This is a genomic window from Magnetococcales bacterium (genome assembly GCA_015228815.1).
Lineage (GTDB): Bacteria > Pseudomonadota > Magnetococcia > Magnetococcales > UBA8363 > UBA8363.
The window spans coordinates 12765-27467 of record JADGCV010000046.1; the positions used below are offsets into that span (position 1 = coordinate 12765).

General features: G+C 58.2%; 11 protein-coding genes. 9 read left to right on the top strand and 2 right to left on the bottom strand.

Going from position 1 to position 14703, the window contains the following annotated elements; all coding sequences use genetic code 11:
- Positions 1-68: 68 nt before the first annotated feature.
- From HQL76_15390 to purB, 5 genes are all read left to right on the top strand, one after another.
- On the top strand, positions 69-1112 hold the full coding sequence (locus HQL76_15390) for a COX15/CtaA family protein (GenBank protein MBF0110551.1): 1044 nt from the start codon (positions 69-71) through the stop codon (positions 1110-1112).
- On the top strand, positions 1109-3430 hold the full coding sequence (gene dctP, locus HQL76_15395; GenBank protein ID MBF0110552.1) for a TRAP transporter substrate-binding protein DctP: 2322 nt from the start codon (positions 1109-1111) through the stop codon (positions 3428-3430). Before HQL76_15390 ends, dctP begins: the two co-directional genes overlap by 4 nt.
- Before the next feature lie 45 nt (positions 3431-3475).
- Positions 3476-6043, top strand: a complete 2568-nt coding sequence (locus HQL76_15400) for a PAS domain-containing protein (GenBank protein MBF0110553.1) — start codon at positions 3476-3478, stop codon at positions 6041-6043.
- The gene (locus tag HQL76_15405) at positions 6043-7185 is read left to right on the top strand and encodes a hybrid sensor histidine kinase/response regulator (protein MBF0110554.1); all 1143 of its coding nucleotides are present in this window, start codon (positions 6043-6045) and stop codon (positions 7183-7185) included. Before HQL76_15400 ends, HQL76_15405 begins: the two co-directional genes overlap by 1 nt.
- Positions 7186-7306: 121 nt before the next feature.
- Positions 7307-8671: an adenylosuccinate lyase gene (gene purB / locus HQL76_15410; GenBank protein MBF0110555.1), complete on the top strand. Its 1365-nt coding sequence runs from the start codon at positions 7307-7309 to the stop codon at positions 8669-8671.
- A gap of 121 nt (positions 8672-8792) precedes the next feature.
- On the opposite strand, the gene HQL76_15415 is transcribed toward purB, so the two are convergent.
- Together HQL76_15415 and HQL76_15420 are read right to left on the bottom strand one after the other, a co-directional pair.
- Positions 8793-9194 (bottom strand): PIN domain-containing protein, encoded by a 402-nt coding sequence (locus tag HQL76_15415; GenBank protein MBF0110556.1) that lies wholly within the window; start codon positions 9192-9194, stop codon positions 8793-8795.
- A complete protein-coding gene (locus tag HQL76_15420; protein MBF0110557.1) occupies positions 9191-9445 on the bottom strand; it encodes a DUF2281 domain-containing protein in 255 nt (84 codons plus the stop codon). The genes HQL76_15415 and HQL76_15420 overlap by 4 nt, the downstream gene beginning before the upstream one ends.
- A gap of 161 nt (positions 9446-9606) precedes the next feature.
- On the opposite strand from HQL76_15420, the gene recN reads away from it, so the two are divergent.
- The 4 genes from recN to HQL76_15440 form a co-directional block, all read left to right on the top strand.
- Positions 9607-11325 (top strand): DNA repair protein RecN, encoded by a 1719-nt coding sequence (gene recN / locus HQL76_15425; protein MBF0110558.1) that lies wholly within the window; start codon positions 9607-9609, stop codon positions 11323-11325.
- A gap of 193 nt (positions 11326-11518) precedes the next feature.
- Positions 11519-11833, top strand: a complete 315-nt coding sequence (gene clpS / locus HQL76_15430; protein ID MBF0110559.1) for an ATP-dependent Clp protease adapter ClpS — start codon at positions 11519-11521, stop codon at positions 11831-11833.
- 108 nt (positions 11834-11941) lie between these two features.
- Complete coding sequence (gene clpA, locus HQL76_15435; GenBank protein ID MBF0110560.1) at positions 11942-14233, top strand: ATP-dependent Clp protease ATP-binding subunit ClpA; 2292 nt, start codon at positions 11942-11944, stop codon at positions 14231-14233.
- 56 nt (positions 14234-14289) lie between these two features.
- On the top strand, positions 14290-14703 hold a 414-nt coding region (locus HQL76_15440), incomplete at its 3' end, for a DUF3782 domain-containing protein (GenBank protein ID MBF0110561.1).

Consider the following 14703-nt stretch of genomic DNA (forward strand, 5'->3'; position numbering starts at 1 on the left):
AAGAAAAAAAAAGGTTACCAAGTCGGCATATGATCGTGGCATGGTCGATCATTTCTTGTTTTTCGTCAATGGATGGAGGTCGATTGAACAGTCAATCCAACAAGGATATTGCCCTGTGGCTCGTGATCACAGCCGTCATGATTTTCCTGATGATCATCATCGGAGGATTGACGCGGCTGACCGAATCGGGGTTGTCGATGGTCGATTGGCGACCGGTGGACGGATGGCTCCCTCCCATGAATGCCGGTGAATGGGAGGCGGCGTTTGCCCGCTATCGGGAATTTCCCGAATTCAAGGTGGTCAATCACGGGATGGATCTGGAGGGGTTCAAGTCGATCTTCTGGCTTGAATATATCCACCGTCTTCTGGGGCGGATCGTGGGGGTGGTGTTTTTGTTGCCCCTGTTGTTTTTCATCGTCCGCGGACGGATCCGGGGTCATCTGGCCTGGGGACTGGCTGGTCTTTTTCTGCTGGGGGCTGTGCAGGGGGGGATCGGTTGGATCATGGTGTTGAGTGGCATGGTGGATGAGCCCAGGGTGAGTCCCTATCGGTTGACGTTGCATCTGGGATTTGCCGTCTTGATTTATGGGTTGGTGGCATGGCTGGCCATGAGGACGATCAATCCCGTGGACGGGTCGAAGGATGTCGGGAAGGGACTGGTTTGGCGGGCAGGATTGTTGACGGGGCTGATCGATTTGACCATCCTTTCGGGTGGATTGGTGGCCGGATTGGATGCCGGGTTGATCTTCAATACCTTTCCGTTGATGGATGGTCGCTGGATTCCAGTGGAATACATGGATTACCATCCCGTTGGACGGTCCTTTTTCGAGCATGTTCCCACGGTTCAATGGGACCACCGGGTGCTGGCGGTGGCAACGGTTTTCGCGGTGTTTCTGTTCTGGAACCGGGTACGCCGGACGGTCCCTCGGGGCACGACGCGGACGGTTGCCCACTTGTTGCTGATCATGGCGTTCGTTCAGGCGGGATTGGGGATTTCAACGCTGTTGTTGGCGGTTCCGATTCCTTTGGCCTCGATGCATCAAGGGGGGGCGGTGATCTTGCTGACACTTTCCCTGGTCGTGTTTTATCGGTTGGTGCATCGCCTGGAGTGATCGAGGGACAGGGTTCGGGGCAAACGTCCGCTACGGAAGGGACGTCGGAGGGGGGGAATACGGCAGGGCATCGGGGCATGTTCCTGGGCGGGTCGGTCCGGGGGGGCGACGATCGTTCGGGTCAAGGGGGGGGGGCGATGAAACCGGTTCAGGCATGGGTCGTGGGCATTGTGATGGCCTCCTGCCTTGTTTTTTCGGGGTTGATCGCGTGGAATTTTGTGTGGCAGGGGGTAACGGCGGGGGAGGGCGTCGATAAGGGTCGGGTCGGGGAACCGATACGTCTGCGATTGGTACACATGGAACCCCCCGATGGCGTGTTGCGACCGGTAGTGGATCGCTTTGTTCATGACATCGAGCGCCGTGGCCGGGGGCGGATCACCGTGGCGTCGGCGCGACAGGAACCGGTCCCGGAGTCGGACGACCTGATTGCCCAGGCGCGTCTGGGAAACCAGGAAATCGTGTTGCTGCCGCTATCCCTTTTGGGACAGCATCTTCCCTCATTCAGAATCGTTGATTTTCCCTTCTATTTTGCCTCTCCACAAGCGGTGCATCATTTCCTTGACGGCGCGGGGGGACAGCGTTTGTTGCGGGAGATGCATTCCCTGGATCTGGTGGGATTGGCGTTTTGGGAGGAGGGTTTTCGTCAGATCGTTGCCGATCGCCCGATCGAAGGTCCGGACCAACTGCGCGACATGCGCTTCGGGGTCGTTCCAGGAGGGTTTTCGACGCGATTGTTCTCCGGAAAGGGGGTGGAAACGGTCGATGGTCGGTCGGGACCGAGGGGAGAAAACCTTCCGGATGGGACGGTGGATGGATGGGAAACGATTCTGACGCGGAAAATGTTTCCCGGACGTGGAAAAAAATCGTTCCAGGTCCAATTGAGTCATCATGGATGGCAGGGGGCGGTTCTGGCGATGCGTTGGCAGGGATACCGCTCCCTTTCTCCCGAGGATGGCGCCCTTCTCGGGGACGTGGCCCAGGAGATGATGCTCTGGAGTCGGAAGCGGAGCGGTCGGGAACTGGGGCGTCTGGAACAGGCGCTTGCGGCGGATGGGGTTGCGGTCAGGCGAATGTCGGAGGCGGGGCGGGGGGCGTGGCAGGTCCGGGCCCAAAGTGTGGCCCTGGGCCACGAAGAGACGTTGGGACCCGGAATTCTGGCGCAGGCCGCGGAGATGGAACAGGACCGCTCGGGACGCGAAACTGGAAAAAAAGAGTGGATCATCGGGGTCGATGCCGATCTTTCGGGGCCCATGTCGGCAACGGGACTCGCCATCAAGCGCGGTGTCGGACTGGCCGTGGAGGAGATCAACGCCTCGGGTGGCATTGACGGCAAAAGTCTGAAAATGATCGTTACCGATAACCGGGGATCGGTGTTGCTGGGGATCGACAATGCGCTGCGTCTCGGCCAGAAATGGGGCGCGGTGGCCCTGGTGGCGGGGGGGAACGATCCCATCGTGTCCGATCAGGTTTCGGTCTCGGGCTCCTTGAACATGCTGTTGCTGGTTCCGTGGGCGGGTTCGGTGGATTGGATGGGGGCGTCCCGTGCCGGAGAGACGCGAAATCGGCATGTCTTTCGTCTGGCGGCCAATGAATACCTGCGCGGCATGATACTTCTCGACGAATTGATCCGAAACCCTGGCAAAGTGGCATTGATGTTGGAAAACTCCGGAACGGGCAGGAATGTCCGGGCGATTCTGACCCAGGAATTGCGTGATCGTGGTCGGGACAAGCCATTTGTGGTCTGGTTCAATGTTGGGCAACAGGTATTCATCGACCCCTTGCGGCGGGTGCGCGATGCCGATGTTACCGATCTGATCCTGGTGGCGGGTCCGGAGGAGACCAGGCACATTCGTCGCGCCATGGAATCGGTCGCATTCAAGGGACGAACTTTTTTCTTCAAGGGGGGGCCGGTTCATCGGTCGGAACCTGCGCCGGACCGGGGAGAGGTTTATTTCGAGACATTTTCCCTCGATCTTCGGAGAAACCGGACCCAGTTGGGTGATTCCTTGAGAAAACGGTACTGGAGCCTGTTCGATGGTCCGGTTCCGGGGCATGTTCCGGATCCGTCGGCGACTGCCCAGGCCTATGACTTGGTTCTTTTTTTGGCGGCAGCGTTGCGTCGCGTTCCTGATCGAGGCAGCCCCCGATTGGCGGAGGCCATGGAACGCCTTGGCTGGGTTGCGGGGGCGCTTGGGGATCATGTCTGGCCTTTTTCGCGTTTTCGTCACGAAGGGATTGCGGCATCCGATCTGTCGTTGGTGCAATTCAAACCCGATGGGATGCCGGTGGCGTTGGGGAAATCACACAATGACCGTTGACCTTCGTTTCTCACGGTTCATGGCTGCGTTCAGGGAGCGCTCGTCATGAGGATCAGGCCCGCCCGTTCCGATGAATTCCGTTTTTCCCTGGGGTGGAAAAGGATTCTGTGGGTCGTGATGCCGATCCTGGCCGGGGCCATGGTGACGGCGCTGTTGGCATGGATCGTTCAGAACCAGGAACATCACAGGTCGTTGACGCAACGAATGCATCTGGAACTCGATGGATTGGATCGTGAACTGACCTTTCTTGAAATGGAGGTGGAACGCCTGGCGGGAAATCCCATTGTGATCAATGCCCTTGCCGATCCGAAACAACGGACGGGACCCTTGCCGGAATTCCTCGGTCGCTTCGCATCGCGATTGTATGCCCGGAGTTTTGTGTTGACCGATCCAACCGGCCTGCTGGTGCAGGCGCACCTGGATCCCATACCCGATTATCGCGAACTTCCCAGCCTCAAGGAAACCTTGATGACGGGAAAATCCGCCTCTTCCCTGGATCCGGATCGGGGGTTGTTCCTGGTGTCGGCTCCGGTTCCTTATGCGGGATCGATTCAGGGAATCGTGGTTTGCGGATTTGCGCTGGGGCCGGTTCTCGAACGTCATATCGGTTCGGGGATGGAGCGTCGTCTGCTTGTGGGGGGGGCGGCGGTCAGGCAGGGATCGCGGCTGGGGGGAGCGGTTGCGATTTCTCTGGCGGTCGATGGTCGATTGCCGCTTCTTCACCGCCTCGGGGTGCGGCTCGAAGCCGGATCGGAACCTGCGTGGATCGCCCGCGTGGCGCTACCTTCGGTTGGTTTTGTGTTGTCAATCGGTGTTGGGGTGGCGTTGGCGGTTGGGTTGTTGGTATCTCGCATCGCCGCGCGATCGGTCGAGGAATGGTCGGGGAGCACGGAACGATATGGTCGGTCGGGTCGGTTGCGAAACAGGGCGGCATCGGTGACATCGGCACGTTCGGTGGGCGTCGGTATCCCGGAGCGTTCGGTTGGGGTCGGGGTCCCGGAGCGATCGGTTGAAGTCGGGGTTCCGGAGCGCTCGGTTGAAGTCGGGGTCCCGGAGCGTTCGGCTGGGGTCGAAACGTCGTTGCCTTCATCGGGGTTTGATGTTCCGGCATCCGGGGGGGAACGGGGAACCTTGGTTCCCGGGGTGCAATTTGTTTTTGATGCCATTCCGGTCCGGTTCTTTTGGAAGGACACCGAGGGGGTCTATCGGGGGGGGAACGCCTTGTTTGCCCGTGATGCCGGTTTCGGGAGGGGGGAGGATGTCTTGGGACTGCGGGACATCGACATGCCCTGGAAGGAGGATGTGGCACGGTATCGGGCGTTGGAACACAGGATTTTCGCTGGCGAAGGGCCATCCCGTCGCGTCGCGGAGACCCGCCGGGTCGCTTCGGGGCACTTGTTGTCCATCGAGATGACCCGGGTGTCGTTGGCGGATGCGGATGGCGGGATTGTCGGTCTTCTGGGAATCTACGATGAACGTCTGTCGGCGCTTCGTGACGGGGACGGACTGGAACAACGTCTGGAACGGCAGGAGTCGTTGCTCCATTCGTTGTTTCAGATTCTGGGCGAGGCGATGTGGGAGTGGGATCTGGTGACGGGGGAAATGCGGTTCGATGGGCGTTGGCGGGAAATGTTTGGCGTGGCGGCGGGGGTGGTCCTGGAAGCGGACCGGGCGGCATGGCGGGAACGATTGCACCCCGAGGAGGGGGATGTGGTCGAGGGATTGATTCAGGTGCATCTGTCGGGGGCTTCCGATCTGTATGCTTCGCGTCATCGCATGCGCCATGAGCGGGGATATTGGTTCGAGGTTGAGGAACGGGGACGGATTTCGGCTTGGGACGAGCAGGGTACTCCCTTGCGTATGATCTGTGCCGTATCCCGATCGAGGAATGGGACTCGGGACGAATCCGGAGCGCCGGCCTCGGGGACCGAAGAGGGGGAGGAGCGCCAAGGCGGCGGGGTCGAGGAATCGCCGGAAGGGGAATGTGACCCGTTCCGAGGCATCGACAGGGGGGAGGGCGCGGGTTCGGGGGGCGGCGATGATGGTGGGGCTGTCGCCATGGATCGGGTGGATGATCGTGTGAAGGAGGTTCTGGTTATTGGAGGCGGTGACCAGAGTGGGGCGCCGGCGATCGAAGGAAAACGCCGGGCGGAAGGGACATGGATCGGAATGCGCGCTTTTCCGGGAGTGTCCTGGCCTGAATGTGGTGGTTTCGATCCGGCGGCGGGTTTGGCCCATGTGGGCGGAAATGATTCGCTCTACCGGAGCGAGTTGGTTGCTTTTTATCGGCAACATGTCAATCTGACCCAGCGGTTGCAGGATATGTGGGGCAGATCGCGTTATGACCGGATTGGCAGGGAGGTGCTGGCGATTCGCCAGGTGTTGTTTGACATTGGCGCGTTGAATCTGCACGATCAGGTGCTTGCCCTGGAGGGAGCATTGACGTGCATGCCGCGAAGAAAGGAGGCGATTGCCCGATATTTTCTTCCGTTGTGCCAGGGGTTGGATGCGCTGATGACCGCGCTCGGGCAGTGGCTGGATGTTGCGGGAGACGATGGGAAAGGCATGTTGCATCGGTTGGATGCGGGATCACGATCCGAAACGGTGTCCTGATGGACAAGAGGCCCCGACTGTTGATCGTTGACGATCAACCCGATAACGTTCGCATACTGCAACATGCGATGGGCGGTGAATTCGACATCATCCCGGCCAATGATGGCAGTTCCGCCCTCGAACAGGCGCATGGGGATCCACCACCCGATCTGATCCTTCTGGATGTCATGATGCCGGGGATGGATGGTTTCGAGGTGTGCCGCCGGTTGAAGGGGGATGAGGCAACGTCTGGAATTCCCGTGATTTTTCTGACATCGCTCGTCGATCCGGTCCATGAGGTGGAAGGATTGGAGATGGGGGCGGCCGATTATCTGGCCAAACCGTTCAATCTTCCGGTGGTTCGGGCGCGGGTGCGGACCCATTATGAAATCGTCCGCGGTCGCCGGCAGTTGGAGGTCCAGAACCGCAAGTTGCTCGAATCGCAAAAATTGCGCGACGAATTGGAGAGCATCACCAGGCACGACCTGAAAAGTCCGCTTGCGGTCATTTTGGGGTTCATCCAGTTGATGCTCCATGAAAAAATGAATCCAAGCGCCATTTTTCTCGAACAGATGGAAAAGGCGGGGTTGCAGATGTTGGAGATGATCAACGGATCCCTGGACCTGTATCGGATCGAGCAGGGGGTCTATGCCTATCATCCCACCAGCATTTCGGTGGCGCATCTTGTTCAAAGGGTGGTCGGGGAACGTCATCTGGCGGCGGAACGACGCAAGGTTCGGGTTGTTTTGTCGGGGATTCGCGAGGACAATGAGTCGAGCCAGATCATGGCGGAAGAATTGCTTGGTTACTCGATGCTGGCCAATCTGCTGGACAATGCCATGGAAGCGACACCCGCCGGCGGGGAAATCACCCTGGCCATGAGGCATGAAGGGGCGTGGCTGGTGTTGGAACTGACCAATCCGGGGATGGTCTCCGAGGTGATTCGGGACCGTTTTTTCGAAAAATTCGTGACCCATGGCAAACGGCAGGGATCGGGCATCGGTACTTATTCAGCCCGTCTGATCGCCCGATTGTTCGGCGGCGACATCACCATGAGGACCAGCGAGGCGGAGGGGACGGTATTGGTCATTCGTCTGCCATTGTTGCCGTCCCGGACCGGGGGGGCGGCGCATGCGGGGCGGGCGCATGTCTCGGAGAAATGAATCAAGGGATTTCCCCAGGGTTTTGAAGTGGCAATCTCAAAGGTTTTTGTTCCGATGTGTTGCCCGCGGATCGTCATGTTCGGGTGTTTGAAACCCACTCATTTTGTCACAGGATGCCATCATGTCTTCGATGACCGCGCTTTCACCACTGGATGGACGCTATGAAAGTAAAATGGTTCGTCTGCAACCCATTTTTTCCGAATTCGGCCTGATCCGGAACCGGGTGCGGATCGAGATCGAATGGTTGAAGGCGTTGTCCCGGGAGGAGGCGATCGTGGAGGTGTTCTCCTTCAATCCCGCCACGATCGACTGGCTGGATGGGATTGTGCGCCAGTTCGACGAGACGGACGCCCTCAAGGTCAAGCACATCGAGAAGACGACCAATCACGATGTCAAGGCGGTTGAATATTTTCTCAAGGAAAAACTGCGGGGCACGGTTTTGGCTCCGTTGGCGGAGTTCATCCATTTTGCCTGCACTTCGGAGGACATCAACAATCTGTCCCATGCCTTGATGTTGCGGGAGGCGCGAGAAGAGGTCATGCTGCCACGGATGGATGCCCTGGTGGAGCAGTTGCAGGCCATGGCGCGGAGTTTTTCGGCCCGACCGATGCTGGCGCGGACCCACGGTCAAAATGCCTCACCGACGACCATGGGCAAGGAACTGGCCAATGTTGCCCATCGGTTGCACCGCCAGCGCGAGGTCTTTGCCGGGATTCCGATTTTTGGCAAGATCAACGGCGCGGTGGGTAATTTCAATGCCCACGTTGTCAGTTATCCCGAGGTTGATTGGCCCTCTTTTTCCAGACGGTTTGTCGAAGGTCTTGGGCTTGCGTATCAACCCCTGACCACCCAGATCGAACCGCATGACGGCATGGCGGAATCGTTTCATGCCCTCATGCGTTTCAATACCGTGCTTCTCGATTTTGACCGGGATATCTGGACCTATATTTCCATGGGCTATTTCCGGCAGAAGGTGCGCCAGGGAGAGGTTGGTTCATCGACCATGCCGCATAAGGTCAATCCGATCGATTTTGAAAATTCGGAGGGCAATCTTGGTCTGGCCAACGCCATTCTCGGGCATCTGGCGGAGAAACTTCCCGTATCCCGGTTGCAGCGTGACCTGACCGATTCCACCGTTCTTCGGAACATGGGTGTGGGTTATGGTTACAGCCTTCTGGCCTATGATTCGGCCCTGCGGGGGATGGCGAAACTGGAGTTGGATTCCGGGCGGTTGGAGGAAGATCTTGATGGGGCGTGGGAGGTATTGGCCGAACCGATTCAGATGGTGATGCGGCGCCATGGGATCGATCAACCCTATGAACGCCTCAAGGCCCTGACACGGGGGCAACGGATTGACCGGGAACGGATCCACGCCTTCATCCACACTCTGGAGATTCCCGGCGATGCCAGGCAAAGATTGCTGGAACTGACGCCTGGGAATTATACCGGATTGGCCGATTTTCTGGCGCGGACCTCCTTGCCGTAGGGGCCGCCTGTTTGTTGTTTCGGGTCTGAACGATTTAGGTTTTTGCGCTTGACGTCTTTTGATTATTTTTTCCTTTGAGAAAGGCCAGAGGGCCATCGGTCGATAAGGAACCGATGGCTGGTTATTTGTATGGCAACCTTTCTTGGGGTACCAAAAGGTTTTGAAATTCTGGGTCCTTGTGTACCAGTACAGCGTCAACTTCCATGGCGGCTGCCGCAATCCAGGCATCGGCCAGGGAAAGTGTGTGGGTTGCCTTGATTCGGGCTGCGGATTCCAAAAGAGATGGCGACTCGTGAACCCAGTGAATGGGAAGATCAAGACAATGGCGATAGGCATGACGTCCGGCAGCTTCTCCCTCATCTTTCCAAATCCGATAGAGTATTTCCATCAAGGAAATGAAACATCCGTGACACGCATTCACCCCTCTGGCGGACTCGTGGAGCAATGCGGCCACCCTTGCCGCACCGGGTTCGTCGTCGCGAAGTGTCAGCAAGGCACTGGTATCGAGAAGGAATCCGCTCATCGGCCACGCTCCAGGTCGGTTCGTCGCTCCGCCAGGAGGCGTGCTGTGCTCCCTCCCTTGCCGCTGCCATGAAATGAGGCCAACGTTTGCTCGGTCATTATTTCCTTCCGTTGCCGCGGGTTTTCGTCATGAGGGGTGCGTTCCGATAAATGATGGCGTGTGGAAAGCAAGCCAATGAAATCGAGCACCTCCTGGATCAGGGGTTCCGGAAGTTGGGAAATGGCATCGTGAACTTTTTCGCTCAGGTCCATGGTTTGTTTTTTCGGGAAGTGAAGGGTGGCATGTGAAGGTATCGATCGAGATCCTTTCATCCAAAGAAAAATAGAATCATTGCGATCAGGTTCACGGTACCCGGTCCCGAGCCTGATTTCCACTCTTTTCAGAGGCTTTATTCCTTGTCGGGAGGATGGCCATGTTGTCCCATCTGTGCGTTGAGAACATTGCGTTGATTCGACGTTTGGATCTGCATTTGGATCGGGGGTTGACCATTCTCACGGGGGAGACGGGGGCGGGCAAGTCGATCATCATCGATGCCCTTTCCCTGGCGTTGGGGAGCCGGGCCGAATCGGGGCTTCTCGGGGCTGGGAGTGACAAGGGGATGGTCAGCGCCCATTTTCATCTTCCCGCGGACCATCCCATTTGTGCATGGTTGGCCGGCAAGGAAATTCCATGGATGGAGGATGGTTTGTTCCTGCGTCGGATCCTGACCGACAAGGGGCGCAGCCGCGCCTTCATCAACGAGACCCCGGTGCCGCTCGCCCTGTTGAGCGAGGCGGGGGAGATGATTGCCGAGATTCATGGGCAGCACGACAATCAGAGTTTGTTGCAAGGATGGCGACAACGGAATCTTTTGGACATGTACGCCGGGCACCGGTCACTTCTGGAGGAGGTGGACCGGTTGTATCGTCAATGGCGGGAAGCATGGGAGGAACGGAACCGTCTTGAGGCGTTGTCGGGCGACGTGGGCCAACAGAGGGAATTTCTTTCCTTTCAGATTCAGGAAATCCTGGAGGTGGCGCCAAAACCCGGCGAAATGGAGATCCTGGAGGGACAGGGCCAGAGGTTGCAACATGGGGCGCAACTGGTGGAGGGGGTAGGCCAAGCCCTGGAGGCGCTTCTGGAGGGGGCGGGGAGCGCGACGACGATGACCCATGAAGCGGCGTCGAACCTTGAGGCATTGACCCGGGTTGATCCGGAATTGACGCAGTTGGCCGGGATGATCCGCTCGTTGCATTACGAGTTGGAAGATTGTGGTGTCCGTCTGCGGCATTATCTTCTGGAACTGGAGACCGATCCGGATCAGTTGGAGGCGCTGAAATCACGGTTGGATCGAATTCATCGTCTCGGGCGCAAACATCATGTGGCCCCGGAGGGACTGCTCGAACACGTCCGCCGGATGCAGGAGGACCTCGATACCCTGGAGCATGCCGAGGAACGCCGGGAGCAGTTGCGGCAGCGATTGGATGAGCTGCGGCGGCAGTATGATCTTCAGGCGGGGTTGCTCCGAAATTCACGGGAACGCGCGGCCCAGGCATTGGTACGAGGGGTGGAGCGGCAACTGGCCGACCTGCGTATGGCCAAGACCCGCCTGGCCATACAGGTTCATCCCCTGGCCGGCGATCCGCGGCCCGAGGGGATGGACGATGTCCAGTTCCTGGTCAGCGCCAATCCCCAGGAGCCGTTGCGTCCACTCAAGCAGGTGGCTTCCGGAGGGGAGTTGTCACGGATCATGCTGGCGCTCAAGACCGTCCTTGCCGATTCCCTGCCCGCCAACACCCTTGTTTTCGATGAAGTGGATGTGGGGATTGGCGGTCGGGTGGCGGCCTCTCTGGGCGAAAAACTGGCCAAGGTTGCCCGGGGGCGGCAGGTTTTGACGATCACCCATCTGCCCCAGGTGGCGGCCTGGGGCCATGTTCATTTGGGCATTCGCAAGGAAATCCTGGACAACAAGGCCCAGGTTCGCATCGATACGCTTGATCCGGGACAGAGGGTCGAGGAATTGGCGCGAATGCTCGCGGGAAGCCAGGTGACCGCCGCGGCGCGCGAACACGCCCAGGAACTGCTGCTCCATGCCGGACAACCGGTGAGTCCCGTTGCTTCGGGGGTGGGGGATCGGGTCACGGAAGAATGAATCATTGAAAAAAAGACAGGGGCCTCAAGGGACCGTCATCGATGTCCGTTTTCGTTTTCGAGTGCGGGTGGATCGATGTGCATTCCCGGGGCATGCGGTTTGCTTTCGGTATTGTTCCTTTGGCTTTGCCTTGAAAAAGGGCTAGTATGGATCGTGCGCAAGGGGACAAAAATCGAAACGGAAGATGGTTGGCATGAGTTGGCAGGAAACTTTCGACGACACGAGTTCCACGACTCGTTCACGGTCGCGGCCTCGGGAACCGTCGCTCTACAAAGTGATTTTGCTCAACGATGATTTCACCCCCATGGATTTTGTGGTCGAAATCATCATGAGGTATTTCCGCAAATCATTGGAGGAGTCCACCCGCATCATGCTTGATGTACACAATTCAGGCCGGGGGATTTGCGGTATCTATCCCCGTGAAATTGCCGAAACCAAGGTCCTCGAAGTCAACAGCCATTCCCGCCGCAGCGGTCACCCACTCAAGTGTCTCATGGAACGGGATTAGACGTTTTACGGTCATCCGTGGGCATTTGGAACGTGGCGTTCGCGCCTCGATTCATCTGGTGGAATGGACACCTTTTCGGTGGTGGCATTTACCCGAGACAGTGGCGACATGATCAGTAAAAATCTTGAAGCATCCTTGAACAGGGCCATTCGCAGTGCCAAGCAGCGGCGGCATCAGTATGCGACGGTCGAACATCTGCTTCTGGCCTTGATGGAGAATCCCGAGGTCACTTCCGTCCTGGCGGTGTGCGGCTGCGACCTGGGGCTGTTGGTGGAGGATCTCGAAGGGCATTTGCAGACCCAGGTCCCGGAGGACGAAGAATTCGGTTCCACCGTGGAAATTACACCGACCGTCGGCTTTCAAAGGGTGATTCAGCGGGCGGTCTATCAGGTGCAGTCGTCGGGCAGGAATCTGGTTACCGGGGCGTATGTGCTGGTTGCGATCTTCAGCGAAAAGCAGTCGCATGCCGCCTATTTTCTCGAACGGCAGAACATCAGCCGCCTCGATGTCCAGTCGGCCATGTCGCACGGCCTGCATGATTTCGTGGGCGAAGGGGGATTGAAATCCACGGACGACCCCGAGAGCGGGCCACGGTCGGACAAACCGGTCGCTTCGTCCGCGACCCCTCTGGAACAGTTTACCATCAATCTGAACCAGGAAGCCCGGGAAGGCCGGGTCGATCCCCTGATCGGGCGCACGGTCGAGATGGAACGTACCCTGCAAATTCTGTGTCGCCGCAGGAAGAACAATCCGTTGTTCGTGGGCGAGGCGGGGGTTGGCAAGACCCATCTGGCGGAAGGGCTGGCCTTGAGAATTGTCCAGGAGCAGGTTCCGGAACCGGTTCGTGATGCGGTGGTCTATTCGCTGGACATGGGGGCATTGCTGGCGGGGACGAAGTTTCGCGGTGATTTCGAGGCCCGGCTCAAGGGGGTTTTCAAGGGATTGAAGGAAAAACCGGGGGCGATTCTTTTCATCGATGAGATTCATACCGTGGTCGGGGCGGGGTCTACCAGTGGCGGCACCATGGATGCGTCCAATCTGCTCAAACCGCTGTTGGCCTCCGGGGAGATCCGTTGCATCGGTTCGACGACCTACGAGGAATACCGGGGCGTCTTTGAGAAGGATCGGGCCTTGGCGCGCCGTTTCCAGAAGGTGGAGGTCGGTGAACCTTCTCTTCCGGAAACCATCGAAATCCTGAAGGGGCTCAAGGAACGCTACGAGACGCATCATGAGATCAAGTACAGCCGGGAGGCGGTTCAGGCGGCGGCGGAACTGTCGCGCAAGCACATTCACGACCGGCATCATCCCGACTCCGCCATCGATGTCCTTGACGAGGCGGGGGCCGCGGTGCGTTTGTGGTCTGCCAGCAGAAAGAAAAAAACGATCGGGGTCAAGGAGATCGAGACTGTCGTAGCGCGGATGGCCAGGATTCCGCCCCGTTCCATTTCCCATGACGATCGCGAAATCCTTGCCCGTCTGGAAGGCAATCTGAAACTGTCGATCTTTGGTCAGGACGAGGCAGTGGCCCAGGTATGCAACGCCATCAAACTGGCCCGTTCGGGGCTTGCCAATCCGGAAAAGCCGATCGGATGTTTTCTGTTCACCGGTCCCACCGGGGTTGGAAAGACCGAACTTGCGCGGCAACTGGCCATTGAAATGGCTGTCGAATTGATCCGGTTCGACATGAGCGAGTACATGGAACGGCATACCGTTTCCCGTTTGATCGGCGCGCCTCCCGGATATGTCGGATTCGATCAGGCGGGATTGTTGACCGAGGCGGTTACCCGCAATCCCCATGCGGTGCTGCTTCTGGACGAGATCGAGAAGGCCCATCCCGATGTATTCAACATTCTGCTCCAGGTGATGGACCATGGCAAACTGACCGACAACAATGGGCGCAAGGCTGATTTCCGCAATGTGATCCTGATCATGACGACCAATGCCGGGGCGTGGGATCTGAGCCGACCGACCTTGGGCTTTGTCCATCAGCACCAGGCGGGGGACGAGATGAAGGAGATCAAGCGATTGTTTTCTCCCGAGTTTCGCAACCGTCTCGATGCGACGGTGTCCTTCGGGATGCTGGATCGAAAGACCATCCTCACTGTCGTCGATAAATTCCTGTTTGTTCTGGAACGGGATCTTGAAAAGCGCAACATTCGTCTGGAGGTCGATGAGCATGCCCGTGAATGGCTGGCGATGCACGGCTATGACCGGGACAATGGCGCCCGTCCCATGGAACGGCTCATCAAACGCAAGGTCCGGCAACCCCTGGCCGACGACATTCTCTTCGGATCCCTGAAGGGCGGGGGGAAGGTCGTGTTGCAACTGGATGACTCGGGTGAACTGCGATTGGAGACCCGGGGCTTGGAACTTCAGGGGGAGGGCGCTGTTAAACCGTAATCATCGATGCAAGATCAACGGCAGGATCAACAACGCTGTACACGGGAGACATCGTGATGCCGCAGGCCGTAACTTTTGATGACATCTGGAAAATGTTCCAGGAAATGGTCCGGGAAGATCTTGAGCGAAGAGCGGTGTTGGACCGCAAATTCCAGGAAACCGACCAACAGATCAAGGAAGTTTCCGCTCAAATAAGGGAAACGGGCCAGTTGATCAAGGAAGTTTCCGCTCAAATGAGGGAAACCGACCGGCAGATGAAGGAAACCGACCGGCAGATGAAGGAAACCGACCGAAAATTTCAGGAAACCGAGCAGCAGATGAAGGAAACCGACCGGCGGATGAAGGAAACCGAGCAGCAGATGAAGGAAACCGACCGCAAGATCAAGGAGGTCAGCCAGCAGGTTGGCAACCTGGGCAGCCGGTGGGGTGAGTTCGTCGAAGGCATCGTCGCTCCGGCCTGCGAGACCTTG